The sequence below is a fragment of the Acidimicrobiales bacterium genome (genome assembly GCA_035531755.1).
GTDB lineage: Bacteria > Actinomycetota > Acidimicrobiia > Acidimicrobiales > UBA8190 > DATKSK01.
The window spans coordinates 1-23,212 of the sequence record DATKSK010000053.1 but is presented as its reverse complement, the minus strand read 5'-3'; the positions used below and the strand labels follow the sequence as shown (position 1 = coordinate 23,212).

At 71.6% G+C, this 23,212-nt stretch carries 20 protein-coding genes and 1 tRNA gene; 14 read left to right on the top strand and 7 right to left on the bottom strand.

The window, feature by feature from the left end; genetic code table 11:
- A partial coding sequence (locus VMV22_10995) for a hypothetical protein (protein ID HUY22849.1) occupies window positions 1–752 on the top strand: 752 nt, incomplete at its 5' end.
- Window positions 753–970: 218 nt separating this feature from the next.
- Here the strand turns inward: VMV22_10995 and VMV22_10990 are convergent.
- A tRNA-Leu gene (locus tag VMV22_10990) sits at window positions 971–1,054 on the bottom strand.
- A gap of 212 nt (window positions 1,055–1,266) precedes the next feature.
- Between VMV22_10990 and VMV22_10985 the strand changes: the two genes are divergently transcribed.
- The 5 genes from VMV22_10985 to pknB all read left to right on the top strand — a co-directional run bounded on the left by VMV22_10985 (window position 1,267) and on the right by pknB (window position 7,495).
- The gene (locus tag VMV22_10985; protein ID HUY22848.1) at window positions 1,267–1,923 is read left to right on the top strand and encodes a DUF3662 and FHA domain-containing protein; all 657 of its coding nucleotides are present in this window, start codon (window positions 1,267–1,269) and stop codon (window positions 1,921–1,923) included.
- Window positions 1,924–1,936: 13 nt separating this feature from the next.
- A complete protein-coding gene (locus VMV22_10980) occupies window positions 1,937–2,428 on the top strand; it encodes an FHA domain-containing protein (GenBank protein HUY22847.1) in 492 nt (163 codons plus the stop codon).
- A 22-nt stretch (window positions 2,429–2,450) separates the two neighbouring features.
- Window positions 2,451–3,932 (top strand): Stp1/IreP family PP2C-type Ser/Thr phosphatase, encoded by a 1,482-nt coding sequence (locus VMV22_10975; GenBank protein ID HUY22846.1) that lies wholly within the window; start codon window positions 2,451–2,453, stop codon window positions 3,930–3,932.
- A gap of 1 nt (window position 3,933) precedes the next feature.
- Window positions 3,934–5,418 (top strand): penicillin-binding transpeptidase domain-containing protein, encoded by a 1,485-nt coding sequence (locus VMV22_10970; GenBank protein HUY22845.1) that lies wholly within the window; start codon window positions 3,934–3,936, stop codon window positions 5,416–5,418.
- Window positions 5,419–5,548: 130 nt separating this feature from the next.
- A complete protein-coding gene (gene pknB / locus VMV22_10965; GenBank protein HUY22844.1) occupies window positions 5,549–7,495 on the top strand; it encodes a Stk1 family PASTA domain-containing Ser/Thr kinase in 1,947 nt (648 codons plus the stop codon).
- A gap of 73 nt (window positions 7,496–7,568) precedes the next feature.
- Here pknB and VMV22_10960 read toward each other — a convergent pair whose 3' ends face one another.
- On the bottom strand, window positions 7,569–8,159 hold the full coding sequence (locus VMV22_10960; protein HUY22843.1) for an aminodeoxychorismate/anthranilate synthase component II: 591 nt from the start codon (window positions 8,157–8,159) through the stop codon (window positions 7,569–7,571).
- Between the two features lie 159 nt (window positions 8,160–8,318).
- On the opposite strand from VMV22_10960, the gene VMV22_10955 reads away from it, so the two are divergent.
- Window positions 8,319–8,621, top strand: coding sequence for a cell division protein CrgA (locus VMV22_10955; GenBank protein HUY22842.1), 303 nt, complete (start codon window positions 8,319–8,321; stop codon window positions 8,619–8,621).
- 39 nt (window positions 8,622–8,660) lie between these two features.
- Here VMV22_10955 and VMV22_10950 read toward each other — a convergent pair whose 3' ends face one another.
- A complete protein-coding gene (locus VMV22_10950; protein HUY22841.1) occupies window positions 8,661–9,839 on the bottom strand; it encodes a thiolase family protein in 1,179 nt (392 codons plus the stop codon).
- A 176-nt stretch (window positions 9,840–10,015) separates the two neighbouring features.
- Between VMV22_10950 and VMV22_10945 the strand changes: the two genes are divergently transcribed.
- The 6 genes from VMV22_10945 (at window position 10,016) to VMV22_10920 (ending at window position 16,633) form a co-directional block, all read left to right on the top strand.
- The gene (locus VMV22_10945) at window positions 10,016–10,456 is read left to right on the top strand and encodes a PaaI family thioesterase (protein ID HUY22840.1); all 441 of its coding nucleotides are present in this window, start codon (window positions 10,016–10,018) and stop codon (window positions 10,454–10,456) included.
- Between the two features lie 85 nt (window positions 10,457–10,541).
- Window positions 10,542–11,411 (top strand): hypothetical protein, encoded by an 870-nt coding sequence (locus VMV22_10940; GenBank protein ID HUY22839.1) that lies wholly within the window; start codon window positions 10,542–10,544, stop codon window positions 11,409–11,411.
- Window positions 11,412–11,421: 10 nt separating this feature from the next.
- A complete protein-coding gene (locus tag VMV22_10935) occupies window positions 11,422–12,255 on the top strand; it encodes a TIGR03619 family F420-dependent LLM class oxidoreductase (GenBank protein HUY22838.1) in 834 nt (277 codons plus the stop codon).
- A gap of 163 nt (window positions 12,256–12,418) precedes the next feature.
- On the top strand, window positions 12,419–12,967 hold the full coding sequence (locus VMV22_10930; GenBank protein ID HUY22837.1) for a MarR family transcriptional regulator: 549 nt from the start codon (window positions 12,419–12,421) through the stop codon (window positions 12,965–12,967).
- Window positions 12,964–14,682 carry an MDR family MFS transporter gene (locus tag VMV22_10925; GenBank protein ID HUY22836.1) on the top strand — a complete coding sequence of 573 codons (1,719 nt, stop codon included), beginning with the start codon at window positions 12,964–12,966 and terminating at the stop codon, window positions 14,680–14,682. Before VMV22_10930 ends, VMV22_10925 begins: the two co-directional genes overlap by 4 nt.
- Window positions 14,683–14,944: 262 nt before the next feature.
- Window positions 14,945–16,633 carry a hypothetical protein gene (locus tag VMV22_10920; protein ID HUY22835.1) on the top strand — a complete coding sequence of 563 codons (1,689 nt, stop codon included), beginning with the start codon at window positions 14,945–14,947 and terminating at the stop codon, window positions 16,631–16,633.
- Window positions 16,634–16,642: 9 nt separating this feature from the next.
- Here the strand turns inward: VMV22_10920 and VMV22_10915 are convergent, their stop codons facing one another.
- Both VMV22_10915 and VMV22_10910 read right to left on the bottom strand, forming a co-directional pair.
- Complete coding sequence (locus VMV22_10915) at window positions 16,643–17,104, bottom strand: SRPBCC family protein (GenBank protein HUY22834.1); 462 nt, start codon at window positions 17,102–17,104, stop codon at window positions 16,643–16,645.
- Window positions 17,105–17,162: 58 nt separating this feature from the next.
- Window positions 17,163–19,271 carry an MMPL family transporter gene (locus VMV22_10910; protein ID HUY22833.1) on the bottom strand — a complete coding sequence of 703 codons (2,109 nt, stop codon included), beginning with the start codon at window positions 19,269–19,271 and terminating at the stop codon, window positions 17,163–17,165.
- Between the two features lie 335 nt (window positions 19,272–19,606).
- On the opposite strand from VMV22_10910, the gene VMV22_10905 reads away from it, so the two are divergent.
- Entirely contained in the window at window positions 19,607–20,071 is a 465-nt protein-coding gene (locus tag VMV22_10905; GenBank protein ID HUY22832.1) for a DUF2834 domain-containing protein, read from the top strand.
- On the opposite strand, the gene VMV22_10900 is transcribed toward VMV22_10905, so the two are convergent.
- Both VMV22_10900 and VMV22_10895 read right to left on the bottom strand, forming a co-directional pair.
- Window positions 20,032–21,600, bottom strand: a complete 1,569-nt coding sequence (locus VMV22_10900) for an NAD(P)/FAD-dependent oxidoreductase (GenBank protein HUY22831.1) — start codon at window positions 21,598–21,600, stop codon at window positions 20,032–20,034. The genes VMV22_10905 and VMV22_10900 overlap by 40 nt on opposite strands.
- 96 nt (window positions 21,601–21,696) lie before the next feature.
- Entirely contained in the window at window positions 21,697–22,902 is a 1,206-nt protein-coding gene (locus VMV22_10895) for an amidohydrolase family protein (GenBank protein ID HUY22830.1), read from the bottom strand.
- Window positions 22,903–23,212: the final 310 nt, after the last annotated feature.

Below are 23,212 nucleotides of genomic sequence, written 5' to 3'. Positions count from 1 at the left end.
ACTACAAGAGCAACCAGCTCGGCGTGCAGGACTCCTTCGGCGGCATGATCCAGGTCGAGGGGGCCTGGTACTGCGCCTCGCTCCCCGAGGCTCTCATCAACGCCACCAAGGACTTCCGCGACGGTGTCATCGACGAGCCGCTCTACCGAGCCCGGCTGAAGGAGCGGTGGGGCTACCTGATCCTGCCCAAGGCGCGACCCGATGCCGACGGACATGTCCGCGTGCGCTGTCCCGCAGCCAACCCCTGCCCCGTGCTCCGGTGCGATCTCAAGCCCCAGTCCGTGAGCATCAAGACCCAGGGCAAGAAGCGGGTCCTCGTGCGTCCCGAGGTGCAGGCCCACCCTCCGAGCATCTGCACCCAGCAGAGCTTGACCGTCCCCCCTGAGGCGGGGGCCAAGCTCAGCCAGGAGCTCCTCTACCAGAGCGACCGGTGGCATGCCCACTACGCCACGTTGCGGAACTCGGTGGAGGGTTTCAACGGCTTCATCAAGGACGGAGCCCACGAGGCTCTCGATGACGCCGAGCGTCGCCGCGTCCGCGGTGTCGCCGCTCAGAGCGTCTTCGTCGCCTTCCTGGTGCTGGCCGCCAACATGCGCAAGATCGCGTCGGCGCTGGCCGAGCTGGCGGCGGTCAAGAGCGGCAAGGTCCGGCGTCTCCCACGCCGCCGACGCACGCTGTCCATCGAGTCGTGGTGGCCCGAGGCCGTCCCGGCTGCGAAGGCGACGCCGCCTGACCCACCGCTCACGGCGTGATCTCCTTCACCGCCGTCCTGCTCTAGGGACCCTCGAGGTCCGAGCGCGCCCCGTACCGCGTCCGCGGGCACCCTCAACGTCCTGGCCAGGTTGATGGGGCTGAAAAGGTGGGGTTGCAGGAGCGGATCATGCTCAGCACCGCTGTGACAGGAGCCGGGGAGCCCCCGGAAGACTGGTTTTGTCGTCGGGTCCCGCCCGGTTTTGTCGGGACCCCTGGGTGGGCGAGGGGGGACTTGAACCCCCACATCCTTTCGGACACAGGAACCTGAATCCTGCGCGTCTGCCAATTCCGCCACTCGCCCGAGCGACCCGGTCACGATACCTGACGGCTCCGGGCCCTTCGCCTGTCGGCCGTGCGACTCGCGTGACGAGACGACTGCGGGGTGTGGTCGACCGCCCACTTCACGACCTGACACCTGTGGTGGCCGACGGCGTGTCGTGCCCTCTCACCTCGGCTGACACCGTCCCCGGAACCCCGTCCGGGCACAGCGCGCCGGTAGGCTTGGCCACCACGATGGGACTCCAACAGTTCGAGCAGCGCCTCGAGCGTCTGGTGGAAGGTGCGTTCTCCAAGGCACTGCGCGGCGGGATCCAGCCCGTGGAGATCGCCCGCCGCCTCACACGGGAGATGGACCTCCTGCGCCGGGTGGGCGTGAAGGGGCTCATCGCGCCCAACGCCTTCAGCATCACGCTGTCGCCGCACGACGCCGAGCGCTTCCAGAGCTTCGCCGACGTGCTCGCCCGCGAGCTCGGCGACGCCGCCCGGGAGCACGCCCGGAGCGAGGGCTACGTGTTCGTGGGCCCCGTCGACGTGGAGATCCACAGCGACCCGTCCACGCGGGCGGGCCGCTACCGGGTGACCGCCGAGGTGCGCGAGGGGCCCGACGGCCTGTCGGCCGGATCGCTGGTCATGCCGGACGGCTCCCGGATCGTCCTCGGGACCGAGACGGTCGAGATCGGCCGGCTCCCCGAGTGCACCATCGTCCTGAGCGACCCCAACGTGAGCCGCCGCCACGCCGAGATCAAGCGACACGGCAGCGACGTGGTCGTCGTCGACCTCCGGTCGACCAACGGCACCCGGGTGAACGGGGTCCCTGTCCAGGAGCGGGTGCTCATGGACGGTGACGACGTCACCGTGGGCACGACGACGATCCGGTTCGAGACCTCGTGAGGGGGAGGCAGCCGTGCTCTTGCTGACCTCGCTCGACAACCAGAACCTCCTGCGGGCGCTCGAAGTCCTGGTCGTGGCCCTGATCTGGCTCTTCTTCCTGCGGGTGATCCGGGCCGTCTGGGTGGAGGTGCGGCCCCCCAAGGTGCGTGGCGCGGCGGCCGAGGTCCAGTTGGCGGGGGGCGCCCACCCCTCGGTCGACCGGCGGGACCGTAGCGGCAAGCTCCAACTGAAGGTGATCGAGCCCGCGGACCACCGGGGTCAGGCGTTCGACATCTCCGACGAGGTCACCCTGGGCCGGGCGGCCGGGTGCGGGGTCCGGGTGGAGGACGCCTTCACGTCGGGCATCCACGCCCGCCTGTTCCGGCGTAACGGCACGCTGTGGGTCGAGGACCTGGGATCGACCAACGGGACCTGGGTGAACGCCGAGCGCATCGGGGCGGCGGTGAAGCTGGGCAAGGGAGACCTGCTCCAGGTGGGCGGCACGGTCTTCGAGGTGTCGCGGTGAACCGGGCCCGGACGGAGGGCCGTTGACCGTCCTGCGGTCGGGGTCGGCCTCCGACGTCGGTCGGGTGCGAACGGTCAACGAGGACTTCGCACTCGAGAGCCTCACGCTGTTCGCCGTGGCGGACGGTATGGGCGGCCACGTCGGTGGCGAGATCGCGGCACGGACGGCCGTGGACGCCCTGCAGGCGGGATTCGGCCGCAGGCCGTCGGTGGAAGGCCTGGTGAGCGCGGTGCACGACGCCAACCGGGCCGTGTTCGATCGCGGCCACGCCGAGCCCGCGCTGCGGGGGATGGGTACGACCATGATCGCCGCGGCCCTGGTGGCCGGCGAGGAGGGCGACCGCCTGGCGCTGGCCAACGTGGGCGACTCCCGGGCCTACCGCTTCCACGACGGCGAGCTGTCGCAGCTCACGACCGACCACTCCGTCGCCGAGGAGCTGGTGGCCCGGGGCGAACTGACCGAGGAGGAGGCCGCCGTCCACCCCCACCGCCACATCCTGACCCGGGTGCTCGGCGTGGGGCCGGACGTGTCCGTGGACGTCTGGCAGGTGGTCCCCGAGGAGGGCGACCGCTTCCTGCTGTGCAGCGACGGCCTGACCAACGAGGTCCGGCCCGATCGCATCACCGACGTCCTGTCGGCGACACGCGACCCCCGGGAGGCCGCCGAGACACTGGTGCACCTGGCCGTGGAGGCCGGCGGGAACGACAACGTCACCGCCGTCGTGCTGGACGTGGTCGTGGGCGAGCAGGCGGCGGGGACCGGCGGGGCCGCGGCCACGGTGGCTGCCGCCGCCGGGGGTGCCGGGCCGGGCCGGGCCGCCTCGGCCGGGGCGTCGCCCGTAGGCGGGACGGTCACGGCCCTGGCCGGTTCCGGTGTCTCGCCCGCCCCCGGGGCCTCCGCGCCCCGCGTGCTCGGATCCGGGGTGTCCGCACCGGTAGGCGACACGCCGGTCAGGGCGAACGGCACCGGCACCGCCGTGCTGGGCCGCTCGGCAGCCCCGGGCCCGAGCCGCGCCGCGTCGGGGCGTGCCGACCATCACCTGGGCATCCACGTCCCGCGCCGGGTCACCGTGCGTGTGCTGCTGTTCCTCGTCGTGCTGGGCGGCCTGGGCTACGCCGGGTACGCGGTCGTGCACTGGTACGTCGACAACTCCTACTTCGTGGCCCTCGACCACGACAACATCGTCATCTACCAGGGTCGCCGGGGCGGGTTCGTGGGCATCCAGCCGAAGATCGTGAAGCGCTACGACATCACCACCGCGCAGATCCCGTCGATCGACCTGCCCGCCCTGCGCGGCGGGGTGGAGGAGCCGTCCCTGGAGGCGGCGCACAATTACGTGTCGGGCCTGCGCGAGGCGGTGTGCAGCCTGGCGGCCCCGCCCGCCTACTGCACCACCACCACGACGACGAGCGCGCCGGCGAGCCCGTCGTCGACGTCGACCACCACGCGGGGACTCGGCGCGCCGGGCGCCGGCTCCGCCCCCGCGGCGCCCAGGGCGGCCTGAGATGGCACGACGGATCCGATGGCTCGGCGTCGCCATGGTGGCGTGCTTTCTGGCCCTGTTCCTGCAGCTCAACAACGTGCAGGTCGTGAAGGCCCACCAGTACGCCACCTCGCCGCACAATCCGGCGGTCATCGAGGCCCAGTACGACCAGCCGCGCGGGGTCATCCAGAGCGCCGACGGGGTGGTGCTGGCCCAGTCGGTGCGGGCCAAGAAGGGCGCCTACAAGTACCAGCGCGTCTACCCCGAGGGGGCGCTGTTCGCCCACGTCACCGGCTACCTGTCCTACAACTTCGGGGCCACGGGCGTGGAGGACGTCTACGCGTCGTACATGCAATCGCACAACCGCCCCATCAAGACCATCGGCGACCTGCTCACCACGCCGGTGGTGACCGACACCGTCACACTGACCCTGTCGAGCAAGCTGCAGTTGACGGCCCAGCAGGCCCTCGGCGGCCGGGCCGGGGCGATCGTGGTGCTCGACCCGACCACCGGGGCGGTCCGGGCCATGTACTCCAACCCGACCTATGACCCCAACCCCCTTGCCGTGAACGACATCGCCACGGAGGCCGAGGCGTTCAAGGTCGACAACGCGGCCGACCCGGCGACAGGCTTCGCGCCGGCGGTGTCGCTCGCGTACCAGGACATCTTCCCGCCGGGGTCGACGTTCAAGATCGTCACCACGACGGCCGCCTACGAGCACGCCCCCAACCTCGTCAACACCCCCATGCCGTACTACACCTGCATCCCGGGGGGGACGCTCGGGGGCCAGGCCCCCAACCGGCCGCTGTGCAACTACGGCTCCTCCGGGTGCGGGGGGACGATCGCCACCATGCTGCCGCCGTCGTGCGACACCGGCTACGCCATCCTCGGGACGCGCGTCGGCGCGGCCTCGATGACGGCGCAGGCCGACGCCTTCGGCTTCAACCAGCAACCACCCATCGACCTGCCCCACAGCCGGTACGAGGTGTCTCAGTTCCTGCAGCCCGCGTGCTACCGCAACGCCCAGATCTTCCTGGCCAACTCCTCGATCGGCCAGCAGTGCACCATCGCCAGCCCGCTGCAGATGGCCCTGGTGGCGGCCGGCATCGCCAACGGCGGCGAGGTGATGACCCCCCACGTCATGTACGAGATCCGTGACTCGCAGAACAATCTGGTGAAGCGCTACGCCCCCACGCCCTGGCTCCGGGCCGCCACCCAGAAGACGGCCAGTGCGGTGGCCGGCCTCATGCAGAACGTCGTGAAGTACGGCACGGCTTCGGGTGTGGGGTTCCCCCCGCAGGACGACGTGGCGGCCAAGACCGGTACCGCCCAGGTGGGCCAGGGCAACAGCGCCACGACCGACTGGATGATCGCCTTCGCCCCGGCGTCGCAGCCCAAGGTGGCGGTCGCCGTCGTCATCCCGCACCAGTCGCTGTCGGCCACGGGCGCCGAGGTGGCCGGGCCGGTGATGCGGACGATGATCCAGGCCGCCCTGGCGGGCCAGTGACGCCCAGGACCGCCTGCGGGCGCCCCGCCGTGCACCTGGTGGCGGGGCGACCCATCCCCGAACGACCGACGAGGAGACGAACCGTGGCTGTCCCAGCCCGCAATCCGACGAGACGTAGGCTCTGACCCGCATGGAGCCGACGAAGACCCCCCGCGTGCTGTCGGGACGCTACGAGCTGTCGCACCTGGTGGCGCGAGGTGGCATGGCCGAGGTGTACCGGGCGCGTGACCAGCTCCTGGACCGCCCGGTGGCGCTCAAGGTGCTGTTCCCCGAATTGTCGGTCGACCGCTCGTTCGTGGAGCGGTTCCGCCGCGAGGCCCAGGCGGCGGCCAACCTGTCGCACCCCAACATCGTCCCGGTGTTCGACTGGGGCGAGGACGGCGGCACCTACTTCATCGTCATGGAGTTCGTCGACGGCCGGCCGCTGTCGTCGATCCTGCGCACGGCGGGGCCGCTGCACCCCGACCGCGCCGCCGAGATCGCCGCGGACGTGGCCGGAGCGCTGTCCTACGCGCACCGCCACGGCGTCGTCCACCGTGACGTGAAGCCCGGCAACGTGCTCATCACCGAGGAGGGCACGATCAAGGTCACGGACTTCGGGATCGCCCGGGCCGTGAACACCGAGGAGAGCCTCACCCAGACCGGGGCCGTGATGGGCACCGCCACCTACTTCTCCCCGGAGCAGGCCGAGGGCATGGGTGTCGACTCGCGCAGCGACATCTACTCCCTGGGCGTCGTCCTGTTCGAGATGGTGACGGGACGCCCGCCGTTCCTGGGCGACACGCCGGTGGCCGTGGCCTCGAAGCACGTGCGCGAGCACCCGCCGGCACCGCGCGAGATCAACCCCGCGGTCCCACCCGACCTCGAGGCCATCATCCTCAAGTGCATGGCGAAGTCGCCCGACCACCGTTACGCCACGGGCGACGACCTCCGCATGGACCTGCTGCGCTTCCGGGAGGGACGCGTCGTGGGGGCGGTGGCGCCGCAGGGCGGCCCGCAGACCACCCAGGCCGTGGGGGCGGTCAGCGGCAAGACGCAAGCCATCGGTGCCGTCGGGGCGGGCGCCGTCGAGGACGAGCGCGAGCCCAGCCGCACCAGGCTCTACGCCGCCATCCTGGGCCTGCTGCTGGTGGCGCTGGCGGTCGTCGTCATCTTCCTCGGCAACTCCCTCGGCTGGTGGCACCTCGGGGGGACGAGCTCGTTCTCCATGCCCGACGTCGTCAACCAGACCGTGACCCAGGCCGAGCGCACCCTGCAGCACGAAGGCCTGCACACCCAGGTCCAGGCCGACAGGACCGCCAACAACACCCCCAACACCCAGGTGCTTCGGACCCAGCCGACCAAGGGCACCACCGTCCGCAAGGGCCAGACCGTCACCATCGTCACCGGCAACCGGGGCCCGCAGGTCCAGGTCCCTCCCCTCGTCAACCAGTCGGTGACCGCCGCCAAGGCCCAGCTGCAGCAGGAAGGCCTCCAGGCCAACGTGCAGTTCAGCAACAGCTGCACGCAGCAGAACATCGTCTGCGACCAGAGCCCGAAGTCGGGCACGGGCATCGCTCCGGGGGGAACGGTCAACATCTTCACGGCGCCGACGACGACAGCGGTGCCCGACGTGACGGGGCTCGACCAGAACACGGCGTGCAACCGCCTGGGACAGGCCGGGTTCCAGTGCGGGACCATCACCCAGCAGGCGTCGTCGACGGTCCCGCCGGGCAACGTGATCAGCACGAACCCGGCGGCCGGTGCCCAGGAGCCGGCGAACGCGTCGGTGAACCTGGTGGTGTCGCACGGGCCCTCGTCGGTGCTCGTGCCCGACACGACGGGCTCCACCCAGGCGCAGGCGGTGTCGACCCTGCAGAGTGCCAACCTCAACCCCGTGGTGATCTGCCAGTCGACACAGGACCCGACTCAGGACGGCCTGGTCCAGTCGCAGAGCCCCTCGGGCGGGAAGTCCGTGGGCTCGGGGACCACGGTCACCATCACGGTGGCCAGCTATCCGAGCTGCTCGGCCACGACCTCCACCACGACGGGGGGGACGACGACCACGACGTCGGCGCACCACCGCAAGAGTCGATAGGGCTCAGCCGGAGCGCCCGCCGGGCGGCGGGCGTCACCGGGTCGGAGTCGGCGGACCGACCGACCCGGTGCGGTCAGCGCCGGTCGGCTCCCAACGCCCCGAGGAAGTTGGCGAGGAGGTCGGGACCCGCCGAGGTCAGGATGGACTCGGGGTGGAACTGCACGCCCTCGACGGGCAGCTCGCGGTGGCGCAGCCCCATGACGACGCCGTCGGCGGTCTCGGCGGTGACCTCGAGCACGTCGGGCAGCGAGTCTCGCTCCACCACGAGCGAGTGGTAGCGGGTGGCCTCGAAGGGGTTGGGCATGTCGGCGAAGACGCCGACGCCGGTATGGAAGATGGCGGACGTCTTGCCGTGCATGAGCTCGGGCGCCTGGACGACGCGGCCGCCGAAGACCTGTCCGATGCACTGGTGCCCCAGGCACACGCCCAGGATCGGGAGCTCGCCGCCGAGCTCGGCCACGACGGCCATGCTCACGCCCCCGTCCTCGGGGCGCCCCGGGCCCGGGCTGATGATGACGCCGTCGGCGCCCGACGCCCGGATGCCGGCCACGTCGATGGCGTCGTTGCGGTAGACGACGGGCTCGGCGCCGAGCTCGCCCAGCTCCTGCACCAGGTTGTAGGTGAAGGAGTCGTAGTTGTCGACGAGCAGGACCCGGGTGCCCACGGTGCCCGACTGTACCGGCCCCGGCTCGCGCCCCGACCCGTGGGTCGTCCCCAGCGCCCCCGGCTCCAGACGGCGCCCTCGGTCCCGGACGGCGCCGGTCGTGGCCCACCCGCCGTCCCCGGCCCGGGCTACGACGCCCGCCGTGGCTATCCTCGGTGCATGGCGAGCAAGCAGGGCCCCGGCAACGCGGCGCGCAAGGGTCGTTCCTCCGGGCGGGCGACGGGGCGGGCCGTGACCCGTCCGGCGACGCCCAGTGGGCGATACACCCCGCCGATCCCGCGCAGTGTCAAGGTGAGCCCCAAGTGGATGGGGCCGCTCATCCTGGTGCTGCTGATCGTCGGCGCGCTCGTCATCGTCCTGAACTACTTCAACGTGCTGCCGGCCGGGCCGAGCAACTGGTACCTCGTCGGCGGGATCGTCCTGATCGCCGGGGGCTTCGTCGTCGCCACGCAGTACCGCTGACGACGACGGCGGCGCGCCGTCGTCGGTGTGGCCGTCGGATCAGCCCAGGCGCTCGATGATGGTGGCGTTGGCCATGCCGCCGCCCTCGCACATCGTCTGGAGGCCCCAGCGGCCGCCACTGCGCTCGAGCTCGTTCAGAAGCGTCGACATCAGCTTGGCGCCCGAGCACCCGAGCGGGTGGCCCAGCGCGATGGCGCCGCCGTTCACGTTCACCCGGTCCATGTCGGCGTGGAGCTCCTTCTCCCACGCCAGCACGACCGACGCGAAGGCCTCGTTGATCTCGACCAGGTCGATGTCCTCGATCGACATCTTGGCCTTCTCGAGCACGGCGCGCGTGGCGGGGATGGGACCGGTCAGCATGGTGACAGGGTCGACGCCCGCCAGCGAGAAGGCGTGGAACCGGGCCCGGGGCGTCAGCCCCAGCGCGTTGGCCTTCTCCTCGCTCATGATCAGCACGGCGGCGGCACCGTCGGTGATCTGCGACGAGTTGCCGGCGGTGACCTTGCCGTCGGGCTTGAACGCCGGCTTCAGGTTGCCGAGCACCTCGGCGGTGGTGTCGGGGCGCACCCCTTCGTCGGTCGAGACGGTCTCGGCGGTGGGGGCGCCCTCGTCGTCCTTGACGGCGAGCGGACGGATCTCGCGCTCGAAGCGGCCCTCGGCGGTGGCCTGGGCGGCGAGCTGCTGGCTGCGGGCGCCGAAGCGGTCGAGGTCGTCGCGCGACAGCTCCCACTGGTCGGCGATCATCTCGGCCGAGATGCCCTGCGACACGAGGCCGCCGCGCTCGGCGTAGCGGCCCATCATGGTCGGCCCGAACGGGAACCCGAGGTCCCGGACAACCGAGGAGCCCATCGGCGTGTGCGTCATGTGCTCCACGCCGGCGGCGATGACGACGTCGTAGGCGCCCGCCATCACCCCCTGGGCGGCGAAGTGCATCGCCTGCTGCGAGGACCCGCACTGGCGGTCGATGGTGGTCGACGGCACCGACTCGGGGTAGCCGGCGGCGAGCACGGCGTTGCGCCCGACGTTGAGGGCCTGCTCGCCGACCTGCATGACGCAGCCCATGATCACGTCGTCGACGAGGGCGGGGTCGAGGTCGTTGCGCTCCACGAGGGCCTTGAGCGGCTCGGCGGCCAGGTCCACGGCGTGCCAGCCCCGGAGCTTGCCGTTCCTGCGCCCCCCGGGGGTGCGAACGGCGTCGACGATGACGGCGGTGGTCATGGCTGCGCTCCTTCCTGGTCCGGCGGCGCCGCCCGGTGGGACGCCGTTCCGGCCTGTCGATCTCCGAGCGCCAGAAACTGACCGCTCGGTCAAGATTCTGTCCCGGCGCCGGCGCAGTGGTCAAACCCGAGCCGCCCCGGTGCCCGGCCGGACACCCCAGGGCTACGGTGGCCGCCGTGACGGGGCGCGTGAAGGACATGGACCGCTGGCTGGGCGACGGCGGCATGGAGGTCATCGGGCTGGTGGGCGCCTCGTTCACCGCCTACGGGGTCGACGGCGAGGACCTCGGCTGGGTCGAGGCCACCTGGACCCCCACCGCCCTGGCCTGCAACCCCCACGGCATCGTGCAGGCCGGCATCCACTCGCTGATCCTCGACGCCTCGATGAACTTCGCCATCAACGCCGCCCTGGCCGGTCGGGACCGCACCCGGGGCACGCTCGAGATGAAGACCGAGACCATGCGGCCCGCCAAGCTGGGCGAGCCCGTGCGGGTCCGTGGCGAGGTGGTGCGCATGGCCCGCCAGGTCGCCTACGCCGAGGCCACCACCCGCGACGACCAGGATCGCATGGTGAGCCGGTCGACGGGCACCTTCCTGCTGCATCGCGACGCCGGCTGACCCGGCCCACCGGCCGGGGCCCTCGGGGCACGTTGCCGGCGCACCGTCGCCTTTGGACAGCCGCCGGACATCCGGAGGTGGGAGCGTGTCGGGAGCGATCGCCGGGCTCGCCGGCCCAGCCGGGACCCGCGCCGGGATGGGGATCGACGCCGGTGGGGGTGCCGGGGCCGGTGGTGCGCTCGGGCTTCCCGTCCCCCGCGCCGGCCCGGGGGTGTGCGCCACCTGCCACGGCCCGGCGCGCGACGGGCGCCCCGACTGCTGGTGCTGCCGGGCCGTGGGTGCGGCGCTGGGCCACCCCGGGCGCCCGTGCCCGGTGGTGGTGCCGATGGCGGTGTGCCGCCCCGGCGACCCGCTCCACCGCGTGCTGCGCGGGTACAAGGACGCGCCGGGGCCCTCGGTGCGCCGGCACTTCGCCGGCCGCCTGACCGACCACGTGCAGCGCTTCATGGCGGCACACGGCGGGTGCGCGGCCGAGGCCTGCGGGGGATGGGACGCCCTCGCCACCGTGCCCTCGTCGGCACGGGGCCCGGGCCGCGTCCCGGCGCCCCACCCGATCGATGCCGTGGTCGACGCGGCGCCGTGCTTCGCCGGCCTGCCCCGCCTACGGCTCGAGCGTGAACCCGGGCGCACCGGACGGTTGGGCCATCTCTCCCCGGACCAGGCGGCGTTCCGCGTCCTCGGCGCGCCGCGTGCGCGCCGGGTCCTGCTTCTCGACGACGCCTGGGTCACCGGCGCGCGCGTGCGCAGCGCGGCTGCCGCGCTGGGTGACGCCGGGCACCATGTGGTGGCCATGGTGGTGGCCGGCCGCATCGTCGACACCGGGGCCACTCCGGCGCTCGCCCGGTGGTGGTCATGGGCGGAGCGCCATGCACCGGTCGGCGCGCCGGCGCCGGCGCCTGCGCCTGCGCCTGCGCCGTGCTGCCTGTCCCCCGACGGCGCGCCGTGCGCCCGGTAGCGTGCGGGCCGTGCGGTTCGGAATCGCCCTGGGGCGGATGCACCCGAGCATGTTCGCCGAGGCCGTGACCATGGCCGACGAGCTCGGGTTCGAGTCCATCTGGTTCCCGGAGCACCTCGTGCTGCCGGTCGACATGGCCGGGTCCCCCTTCGCCGGCGCCGAACACCCGCCGGTCCCGCCGTCGACGCCCGTGTTCGACGTGTTCGGCTACCTGTCGTTCCTGGCCGGCCGCACCCGGCAGATCCGGCTGGGCACCCACGTGTACAACCTGGGCCTGCGCCATCCCTTCGTCGCCGCCCGGGCGGTGCAGACCGCCGACGTGGTGTCCGGGGGGCGCCTCGAGGTCGGCGTGGGCGCGGGCTGGCTGCGCAGCGAATGGGAGGCGGCCGGCCTCGACTTCGACACGCGTGGGGCGCGGCTCGACGAGGCGCTGCAGGTGTGCACGCGGCTGTGGACCGAGGACCGGGTGGAGCACCACGGGCGGTTCTTCGACTTCGGCACCGTCATGTTCGAGCCCAAGCCGGTGCAGCGGCCCCACCCGCCGGTGATCGTCGGGGGGGAGTCGCCCGCCGCCCTGCGCCGCGCCGCGCGCCACGACGGCTGGATCGGGCTCAACCACACGCCCGACTCGGTCCGCCCGCCGCTCGAGACCCTGGCCGGGCTGCGCGCTCAGGCCGGCGCCACCGGGCGCTTCACGGTCACCGTCGGCGGCTCGGTGGCGAGCGACGCCGATGTCGACGCCTTCGCGGGCGCCGGCGTGGACCGGCTCATCGTCAGCCCGTGGGCACGTACCCGCGAGGTGCCCGAGGCGCTGGCCGCCTTCGCCTCCCGCTACCTGTCGTAGCGCCCGCGCCCGCGCAGGCTCGGCCCGGACCGAGTTGTCCGAGTTGTCCCGTCCCGGGGCAGCGCCGCCGCCCAGCCGTCTTGCGCTGCTCCTCGCCGGGACAGATACTTGTTTGTACCAAGCAGATGGCCCCCCTCTTCCCTCCGGAGAGCTCCCGTTGGCCGTGAAAGCCAAAGCCCCGAGTCCGCCGCGCCCCGTCGGTCCCGGTGAGGGCGTCGCGCCCCCCGGCTCCCAGCGGAAACCGGCCGTCGCCGGCGCACGCACCGACACGGCTGCCGACGAGCTCGAGCTGGCCCTCACCCGCGTGGCGCGGGCGGTGCTGCGCCTCGGCGTCCCCGCCCAGGCGCTGGGCGAGGGCGAGCACGTCGACCGCTCCGGGTACTGGGTCCTGTTCCGCCTGGACGAGTCGGGCGGGTCCGTGCGCCTGTCCGACCTGGCGAGCCTGCTCGAGCTCGACCTGTCCACGGTGAGCCGGCAGGTGCGGCACCTCGTCGACAGTGGCCTGGTGACACGGGAGTCGGACCCCGTCGACGGCCGCGCCTGCCTTCTCGGCCTGTCGGACCGGGGCCGCTCCGTCCTGGACGCGGTGCGCGAGGCGCGCCGCGAGGTCCTGCGCAGCGCGCTGGTCGGGTGGCACGGCGACGAGCGTGTCGCCATCGCCGAGGCCCTGGCGCGTCTTGCGGACGACCTGCAGAGGGGTGGCAGGCGATGAGCATCCAGCGACCCGACGACGAGGCGACCGGCGCCGGGGCGCGTCTCTCCCTGGTCGGCGGGGGCCGCCGCGCGGCGACCGAAGACGCGCCCAAACCGACGCCGGCACCGAAACCGGCGCCCAAACCGGCACCGACGCCGGCACCGACAAATGACGGCGTCGGTGGCACCGTGCCCGGCGTGGCCCTCACGCACCGCCAGGTCCTCATCGTCTTCAGCGGCCTCATGCTCGGCATGCTGCTGGCCGCCCTCGACCAGACCATCGTGGCCACGGCCCTGCCCACCATCGTGGCCACGCTCCACGGCGGGAGCCACCTGTCCTGGGTGGTCTCCGCCTACCTGCTGGCATCGACGGTGACCACACCGCTGTACGGCAAGCTGTCGGACCTCTACGGCCGGAAGAAGCTGTTCCAGATCGCCATCGTCATCTTCCTGGCGGGGTCGATCCTGTCGGGTCTGGCCCACAGCATCGACCAGCTCATCGCTTTCCGGGCCCTGCAGGGGCTGGGCGCCGGCGGGCTCATCGCGCTGGCCATGGCCACCATCGGCGACATCGTGTCGCCGCGCCAGCGTGGTCGCTACCAGGGGTACTTCGGGGCCGTGTTCGCCTTCGCCAGTGTGGCCGGGCCGCTCATCGGGGGCCTGTTCACCGAGCACCTGAGCTGGCGCTGGGTGTTCTACATCAACGTGCCGCTCGGCATCGTCGCCCTGGCGGTGACCACGGCGGTCCTGCGCCTGCCGTTCCGCCGCCTCGAGCACACCATCGACTACCTGGGGTCGCTGCTCCTCGTCATGTCGGTGAGCGCGCTCCTCCTGGTCACGGTGTGGGGCGGCTCGCAGTACGCGTGGGGGTCGGGCGTGATCGTCGGCCTGGCCGTGGCCGGCACCGCCCTCTTGGTGGTGTTCGTGCTGTGGGAGCGGGTCGCCCCCGAACCGATCCTGCCGCCGCGTCTCTTCCGCAACGACATCTTCAGCGTGGCGGGTGGCATCGCCTTCCTGCAGGCCATGGCGATGTTCGGGTCCATCGTCTACGTGCCCTTCTACCTGCAGATCGCCGACGGTGTCACCCCCACGGTGTCGGGCCTGCTGCTGCTCCCGCTCATGGGCGGGCTCCTCACCATGTCGATCACGTCGGGACGCCTGGTGTCGCGCACGGGGCGGTACAAGGTCTTCCCGGTGCTCGGCGCGCTGCTCACCGCCCTCGGGCTGTGGCTGCTGACGTTCCTCACCACGCAGACCTCGCACGTCACGATGAGCGTCTACCTGTTCGTGCTGGGGGCGGGCATGGGCATGGTCATACAGAACACGGTGCTCGCCGTGCAGAACGCCGTGGCGCCGCGGGACATGGGGACGTCCACCTCGGCGCTCGTCTTCTTCCGGTCCCTCGGCGCGGTCTTCGGCACCGCCCTGTTCGGCGTCATCTTCGTCGACCGGGTGAACTCCACGTTGCCGTCGCTGCTCCCGGCGCGTTACCGCGGAGGGATCAAGGTCAGCTCCTCGGGGCTCAACGTCTCGCCGAAGGCCCTGCACTCGCTGCCGACGCCGGTGCGCCACGCCATCGCCGAGGCCATGGTGCGGGCCCTGCACAGCGTGTACTGGGTGGCCGTGCCCTTCGCGCTGCTCACGATCGTGCTCGCCGTGTGCCTGCGCGAGATCCGCCTGAGCGACACGTCGGCGCTGGCGGCGAGCGCCGAGGCGGTTCCGCCCACCGGCTGAGGGGCCGGCTTTCCCGTTGCGGGACCGGGCGGGGGGCGGTTCGGGGGCGGGCTCGGGGGCGGGCAACTCGAAGTGCAGGCCTGGGGGCCGAGGCCGCCCGGACGGGACTCTGCGTGCCCGGCTCTCGGTGGCCGTGCTCGTCCGGACGCGCCCGGCTACAGGACCCGCAATTCGGGGTCGATACCGTCAGGACGCGGCCGCGCCGTCAGGTGCGAGCACCCGGCACCGACGGCGGGTCGATGTCGCGACATGGAGGTCGCTCGTGGGCGACGATCAGGAGCGCGCCGGCTGGTGGATGGCCATGGACGGCAAGTGGTACCCACCCGCCCAGCACCCGTCTCCGGCGGGGCTCGGCGAGGGGTCGTTCACGGCGCCGCCCTCCGGCCCCCCGGTCGTGGCCCCGGGCCCGCCGCCGGGCGTGGCGACGCCGGGCGCGCAGACCAGCAGCTACTGGCGGCCCGTCCTCCAGGAGCCTGCGCCCGTCCCGACGGGGCCGCGCAGCGACATGTTCGTCGTCGGCGCACCGGCCGCAGACGAGCGGGGCGTGGTGCGCCGGCGCCCCCTGCGCTGGGGCGGCGCCGCCCTGGCGGCGGTGCTGGTGGCCATCGGGGTGTTCGTGGCCGTGTCCGGGCGCACCACCACCTGGGACCCCCGCGTGCTCGGGATCGTGCACTTCGACGAGCAGCACCGCGGGCTCACCTTCAAGCACCCGGTCGCCATCGAGTTCCTGGGGAACGCCCAGTTCGACAAGCAGGTCAGCGTCCCGGCGCCGACCGCCAAGTCCGACCGTCTGGCGATGAGCCGGGCCCTGGGAGAGCTGCGGGCGCTCGGGCTCGTGCACGGCAAGGTCAACCTGGCGGCGTCGGAGAACACGCTGCAGCAGGCGGACGTCGTCGGGTTGTACGTCGACGACAAGAAGACCGTCTTCGTGCGGGGCAGAGCCTTCACCCCCTACGTCCGGGTCACCTTGGCCCACGAGCTCACCCACGCCCTGCAGGACCAGTACTTCGACCTGGCGAAGCTGCAGGACCAAGCGAAGGCGACCGACGGCTCCGCCCTCACGGCGCTCGTCGAGGGAGACGCGGTGCGCATCGAGAACGCCTACCAGCAGAGCCTGTCGCCGGCCGACCAGCAGCTGTTCCAGCGCGAACAGGCCCAGCTCGACAAGAGCTCGGGGCAGACCGGCGACGTCCCCGAGATCCTGAGCGACATCCTGAGCTTCCCGTACGCGTTCGGCCCGACCTTCGTCGACTCACTGTCCTCCCAGGGCGGCAACACCGCGGTGGACGCTGCGTTCCGCAAGCCGCCGGTGGCCGAGGCCCAGATCGTGGACCCGGCGGCCTACCCCGTGGGGTGGAAGCCCGTCCGGGTCCGGGTGCCCTCGATCGCCGCCGGCGAGCACCGGATCGACACGCCCAGCCCGTTCGGGCAGGTGTCGCTGTTCGAGGTGCTCGGCAGCAGGTTGGGCTACGGCCCGGCGTGGGCGGCGGTGCAGGGCTGGCAGGGGGACAACTCGGTGCCGTACTCGGACCACGGCAAGACGTGTGTCGCCATCGACGTCGTCATGGGCAGCGCCGATGCGTCGGCCCGGCTGGTGGCGGCCGGCCGCCAGTGGGCGCTGAGCATTCCCGGGGCGGCGGTGACGCAGGCTGGCCGGCGGGTCGACCTGCGCTCGTGCGACCCGGGGGCCACGGCGCCGGCGCCTCCGGTCGTCACACCGACGGCCTTCGACGTCCTGTCGGCGCGCGCCCAGGTCATCGACGCCATCATGACCGGCGCCACGGTGGACTTCGCCATGGGTCGGTGCGTCGCCGACGGTGTCATCGCGGCGGTCGGCCCCGGCAACTACGGCGAGCTGACGTCGACCGACCTGTCGGCCGCCCAGGGGGCCCACCTGCAGCAGCAGGTGGCCTCGGCCGCGGCCACCTGCCGGGCCCAGGGCGTCACCTAGCGGGGCCGCTCACGTCGACGGCGACTCGACCTCGGCCTTGACCCGCTCGAGCGTGGTCCGCATGCCGTTGCGGTTGGTCCGTCCCCGAGCCCAGCCGAGGAGGAACCAGTAGAGGCGCAGGGGTGGGGAGTCGGCCAACCGGAACGACTCGGTGATGTCGGTGCCGTCTCCGGCGGGCTCCATCCGGTAGCTCCACACGTTGAGCGGCTTGTCGCCCGGACCGACGCCGAACGTGAATTCTCGTCCGGGGACGCTGGCGAGGACGGTGCAGGTCGTCCAGTAGACCGGCCCGATGCCGTTGCGCTTCACGTGGCCGCGGAACCTGGCGCCGACGGCGGGACCGGTGGCGCCGTCGAGCCATTCGGCCTCGAAGGTCTCCGGACTGTACTTGCCGATCCGGGTGACATCGCTCACCAGGTCCCAGACCTGGTCGGGGGGAGCGGCGATGTGGACGGTGACCGCGTCGTGCACGGCCCAACCCTATTGCGGGCGGGGCCGGTCGGCACGATCCCGCCCACCGTTTCCGGGCTCAGCGGCTGTGGACGAGCTCGCGCTCGCCGGCGGCCGGTGGCGCGGCAGCCGGCTCCGGCCGCCGGCGCCGTCGACTCGGCCACCACATGGAGTCGCCGATCTCGAGGTTGAGCGCCGTCATCAGGACCGAGCGGACCACGATGGTGTCGAGCAGCACCCCGAAGGCGACGGCGAAGCCGATCTCCACGAAGGTGGTCAGGGGCAGGGTGGCGAGCACGGCGAAGGTGCCGGCCAGCACGAACCCCGCCGACGTGATGACGCCCCCGGTGGCCGCCAGGGCGGTGAGCGCGCCCACCCGCGTCCCCTGTCGCTCGGACTCCTCGCGGACGCGCGACATCAGGAAGATGTTGTAGTCGATCCCCAGGGCGACGAGGAAGATGAAGATGTACAGGGGGAGCGCGGTGTCCGCGCCGGCGAAGCCGAAGACATGGCGGAAGACGACGGCGCTGATGCCGAGGGCGGCCAGGAACGACAGGACCACGGTTGCGATGAGGATGACGGGCGCGACGACGGCCCGCAACAGCAGCGCCAGGATGGCGAACACCACGAGCAACACGATCGGGATGATCACGTTCCGGTCATGGGCGGCGGCGCGCTGCACGTCGAGGTTGACGGCGGTGTCGCCCCCGACCTTGGCGTCGGCTCCCCCCACCCGGTGGACGGCGGTGCGCACCTGGTCGACGACGCTGTACGCCGCCTTGCTGTCGGGCGGAGCGCTGAGGGTCCCCTGCAGGAAGACCTTCCCGTCGCCGGTCACCGCGGGGGCCACCGAGGCGATGCCCGGCGTGGCGGCCAGGGCCCTCTGCACCGGGGCCGACGCCCCGGCGTCGGCGATGACGATCACCGGGCTGCCCACCCCGCCGGGGAAGTGGCGGGCGAGGACATCCTGGCCCACCACGGCGCTCGGATGCCCCCGGTACGACTGGCTGTTGGTGAGCCCGCTGGCGTGCAGGGTCGTCACGCCCACCGCCATGGCCCCGAGCGCCAGGGCCGTCACCACCCACACGCGCCGCGGGTGTCGGGCGATGCGGTCGCCCATGCGCGCCCACGGTCCCGTGGCGGTCGGCTCCGAGGAACCGAACCTCGGGCGCACGGGCCAGAACACCCAGCGCCCGACGGTGACGAGCAGCGCCGGGAGCAGCGTGATCATCGACAGCAGCCCCACGGCGACGCCGATGGCGACCACGGGCCCGAGGCCCTTGGTGGCGTTCGTCTCCGCGAACGACAGGCACAGCAGGCCCAGGATCACGGTGCTGGCGCTGGCGATGATGGCGGGGCTGGCACGACGGAGGGCGACCAGCATGGCCTGGTGCCGGTCCTCGTGCCGGCGCAGCTCCTCGCGGTAGCGCGCCACCAGGAGCAGGGCGTAGTCGGTCCCGGCCCCGAAGACCAGCACGGTCAGGATCCCCGCGCTCTGGGCGTTCACCGTCAGCCCGGCGTGCTTGGCCAGCTCGTAGATCACCGCCTCGGCACTGATGAGCGCCACGCCGGCGGAGATGACGGGCAGCAACCACAACAGCGGGCTGCGGTAGGTCAACAGCAGGATGACGACGACGACGAGCAGCGTCCCGTAGAGCAGCGTGCTGTCGATCCCCTTGAAGGCGTCGGCGGAGTTCGCCGCATACCCGGCGGGCCCGGTGACGTGCACGGCGAGCCCGGGCTCGCCCTGGGCGATGGCCGTCATCCGGTCGACCACCTTGCCCGCCCGCTCCCACCCGTTGGGCCCGAGGTCGAGTGGCACGATCACCTCGGCCGCCTTCCCGTCAGCGGAGAACACGGGTTCGGACAACGGCCCGTCGATGTGCGCCACCGACGCCAGACGGCGCGAGTCGGACACGACCTTGGCCCGGTCGGCCGCCGTCAGTCCGCCAGCCCGGTCGTAGACGATCACGGCGGGGATCAGGTTGGGCGACCGGAACGCTCGCTGCAGCTCGAGGACCTTGGTGGACTCCGCATTCCCGGGCAGCCACGACTTGGCGTCGTTCTTCTCGGACCCCGACAGCTTCCCGGCGAGCGGCCCGGCGACGATCACCACGATCAGCCAGAACAGCAGGACAAGGTACTTGGTGCGTCGACCGACGATCGTCCGGGCGGCAAACGTGGGCACGGTCCCTCCAACTCGCCCTTCCCGGCGCCGAGGCTCGCGCCCCGTTGTGACACGGCGGAGAGCGCTGGGGCGTTCCACCTTTGAGCCGGCGGGCACTGTCTTCGTTCAGGTGGCTCGGTACTGCCTTCCCATCATCGAAGGTCCGGGCCCGAAGCTCCAGAGGCGAAGGTCCCGCGGCGCTCGGGGCCGAGGGGCCTCGCCGGGCGCGCCAGGGGTACTGGCCCCCCCCGAGGCCCGCGACCTAGGTTCCGTGTCGTCACCATCGACATTCCAGGTGGGCGCGACATTCCAGGTGGGCGGAGGCCGGCCTGGGGCCACGGACCCGGGGGACGACCATGACGGCATCGCTGACGTTCTTCGCAGTGCTCGGCATCATGACCACGGCCGCCGCGTTCGCCTGGAACCGGCACCTCTTCGGCGGTGGTCCCGTCAGCCGGGTGTCACCGCTCGAGGGCGTCTATTACGCGGTGGGCCTGGCTTCGTTGTGCCTCGGCTGGTACTTCAACATCCGATACGTCCACACGTACCCGCACCGGGCGAGCTATGTCGACTACACGAAGATGCTCTTCACGAACTGGGCGTCGGACTCCGCCGCCCAGGACTACACGATCGCCAACGTGGTGTTGCTGCCCCTGTGGACGATCGTGGACGGTCGAAGGCGGAAGCTGCGGGCCCCGTGGATCTTCTTCGTGATGAGCCTCTTCACCAGCTTTGCGTTCGCCATGGCCATGTACCTGGCCTTCGTGGAGCGCCAGGTCCGCTACGCGCGGGAACGGTCGGCGGCGTCCAGCACGGCGTAGCCGCAGTTGTAGCCGGGGATGAAGGTGACGCCGGGGCCGCCATGGCAACCGGCCCCGCAGAGGTACAGCCCGTCGATCGGCACCGGGTTGTCCGCCCAACCCCGCGGGCCCGGACGGAACGGCCCCATGAAGGCCGGCTGGAGCAGCCCGTGCGTGAAGTCACCGCCGGTGCATCCGAACATCAGTTCGTAGGTGTACGCCGGGTAGTTGAACTGCCGCTCGATCAGGTCGGGGAAGTCGGGAGCGAAGGAGGCCACCTTGGCGACCATCCGGCCCGCCATCTCGTCGCGTAGCCGCGCCTGGTCGGCGCGGCTGGCGCCGATCGGGAAGTAGAAGGCGAAGCTGCTGGCGGCGTGCTTCCCCGCGGGGGCGAGGTCGGCGTCCTCGAGGGTCGGGATCCCCAGGTTGAACGACGGTGACTCGGGCACGAGGCCACGGATGCAGCCCTCGTAGTCGCGCTGCATCTGCTCGGCGGTCTCGAACAAGGTCACGTTCCGGCGCAGCGCGCCCTCGTTGAGGACGTCGTAGGGCGGCGCGAACTCCGGCAGCCCGCTGAGGGCGAAGTGGATCTGGAAGTACGCGGCCCGGTGGTCGATGGCCTCGACCCGCCGGACGAAGGCGTCGGGCAGCTCGTCACGGTCGAGCAGCTGGGTGAAGGTCGCCGTGGGGTCGAGGTTGGACACCACCACCGGTGCCGTGATCAGCTCCCCGTCCCCGAGTGCGACGCCCTCGACCCGCCCCCCTGACGACACGACCCTGGCGACCTTGGCGTGGCGGCGCAGCTCGCCGCCGCTCTTTTCGAACAGCCGCCGGAGGTGTTCGGACATGGTGCCGATGCCGCCTCGGACCTTCGACATCGTCGCGTCGCCGGGAGATGCCAGGGCGAAGGCCAGGCACAGCGCGCTGCCGGGCGAGTACGGGCCCAGATAGGTCGAATTGACCGCCAGGAAGCTCAGCATGCTCCGGACCTGGGCGTGCTTGTCGCGATCGGGAAGGAAGCGGTCGACGACGTCCATGACGCTGCCGAACATCGCCGTGCGGATGGCCTCGCGCTCAGATTCGTTCGAGGCGCAGTCCCACATGTCGTCGAGGGACCGCGGTGGCTTGCGCACGTCGAACCGCCCGATCGCCCGGGCCGGTGCCTCGGCCCAGGCCGCCACCTCGGCCATGCCCATGACGGCGTCGAGGCCCAGGGTCTCGCCCAGGTGGGCCAGGAGCCGCTCGGGGTCGGAGTACAGGAGGATGGGCGGGCGGCCCGACGGTCCGATGCTGGCCGACTGCACCTCGGGCTCGTAGATCGGGCACGCGTCGAACCCGAGGTCCTCGAAGATCTCGTTCGGCAGCGGGAACTGGATCGACCCGGCCAGCTCGAAGCGGTACCCGCGGATCAGCTCGGCGGTGGTCGACATCCCGCCGATGAAGTGGTTCTTCTCGAGGCACAGGACCCGCAGGCCGCCGCGCGCCATGACGGCCGCCGCCGTCAGGCCGTTATGCCCGGCGCCGATGACGATGGCGTCGAAGTCCGACATCCGCAGGACCGTAGCCCACGGTCCGGCCCGGGGCGATCGGCAGGATGCCGAGATCCCGCCCGGGAGCGCCCCGGCGTCTCAGACGAGCAGGGCCGGCTACACCCGGTCGAGATCGAGCATCCGGATGGCGTTGCCTCGCAGGATCTTGTAAGCGACAGCGTCGTCGAGACCCGCACACAGCTTCTCGATGTACGCCTCGGAGTACGGCCAGGTGGTGTCGGTGTGGGGGTAGTCCGTCTCGAAGCAGATGTTGTCCTCACCCACCTCCTCCAGCGAGCGCAGCCCGTGGCGGTCGGCGGTGAAGCACCCGAAGATGCGCCCGTAGTACTGCGTGGAGGGCAGGACCGGAATCTTGTCCTTGGCGTGCGTCCACGCGTCGTGCATCTCCCAGACGGTGTCCGCTCTCTCGAGCACGTAGGGGATCCAGCCGATCTGGCCCTCGGAGTACGCCAGCTTCAACTCGGGGAACTTGAGCAGGTTCCCCGAGAAGAGCCAGTCGGCCAGGGACGCAATGGCGTTGTTGAAGCCGAGCGTGACGCCCACGGCCTTGTTCGAATCCGGCGACGCCACAGGGTTGGAGCTACTCGATCCGACGTGCATGCACACCGTGACGCCGTAGTCGTTGCAGACGGCCCAGAGCGGATCCCAGTAGTCGGTGTTGATGCTCGGCAACTTCAGGCGCGTCGGCATCTCGCTGAACGCGATGGCACGCACGCCTCGTTCAGCGTTGCGCTTGGTCTCGGCGGCAGCGAGCTCCGCATCCCACAGCGGGATGATGCAGAGGGGGATGTTGTAGCCACCCGACGGCTCGCACCACTCCTCGACCATCCAGTCGTTGTTGGCCTTCACGCAGGCCAGGCCGAGCTCTTTGTCCTTGCCCTCGTAGAAGGTCTGCCCGCAGAAGCGAGGAAAGGTCGGGAACGGGAGAGAGCCGTCCGTGTAGTTGAGAGCCAGGTCCTTCACACGCTCGTCGCGGTCCCAACACCCCTTGCGCATCTCGTCGTAGGTGGTGGCGGTCATCGTCATCTGTGTGCGGTCGAACACGATGTTGCCGTGCTCGTCGAGCGTGGTCGACGCTTGCGGGATGGCCACGAACTTCTTCTGCACGTAGATCAGCTCGTCGTCGTAGTACCAGGCGTCGCCCCAGTCCCCTTCCGGGTCCTCGACCATGTCGTACTTCGCGCCCGAAAGGTGCTTGAAGGACCCCCACCGCTTGCGCTCGACGCGAGGCCCCCGCTCCCGGTACCTCTCCGGCAGCCACGTCTGCCAGACGTGAGAAGGCTCCACGACGTGGTCGTCCACACTGATGATCCTCGGTAGCGCCATGGCACAAGGTTATCCATTGGCCTCGAATCCCGCTCTCCCGGTGGGAGTCGAGGGGCCGGCCGCGCACACCCCTCGACCGGCCACAGTGGTGAGAGACGACAGTGAGGTGTTCACGTTAGGTCGTGACCAGGTCGGATGCAGTCGCGGGCGTGGCCTCCGCGCGGGTTAACGGGTCTTCGACCGCGTCTTGTCCACAGTGTTGCGGGCGCGGGTGGTCCGTAGGCGAGCGTGATCGTCCCAACAGGGATCGGACTCCACCATGGCGAGGGTGAGCGCCTCGAGCTCA

Coding starts and splice junctions, on each gene's coding strand:
- VMV22_10985 (HUY22848.1), top strand. CDS start 1,267: ATGGGACTCCAACAGTTCGAGCAGCGCCTCGAGCGTCTGGTGGAAGGT.
- VMV22_10970 (HUY22845.1), top strand. CDS start 3,934: ATGGCACGACGGATCCGATGGCTCGGCGTCGCCATGGTGGCGTGCTTT.
- pknB (HUY22844.1), top strand. CDS start 5,549: ATGGAGCCGACGAAGACCCCCCGCGTGCTGTCGGGACGCTACGAGCTG.
- VMV22_10955 (HUY22842.1), top strand. CDS start 8,319: ATGGCGAGCAAGCAGGGCCCCGGCAACGCGGCGCGCAAGGGTCGTTCC.
- VMV22_10950 (HUY22841.1), bottom strand. CDS start 9,839: ATGACCACCGCCGTCATCGTCGACGCCGTTCGCACCCCCGGGGGGCGC.
- VMV22_10925 (HUY22836.1), top strand. CDS start 12,964: ATGAGCATCCAGCGACCCGACGACGAGGCGACCGGCGCCGGGGCGCGT.
- VMV22_10905 (HUY22832.1), top strand. CDS start 19,607: ATGACGGCATCGCTGACGTTCTTCGCAGTGCTCGGCATCATGACCACG.
- VMV22_10900 (HUY22831.1), bottom strand. CDS start 21,600: ATGTCGGACTTCGACGCCATCGTCATCGGCGCCGGGCATAACGGCCTG.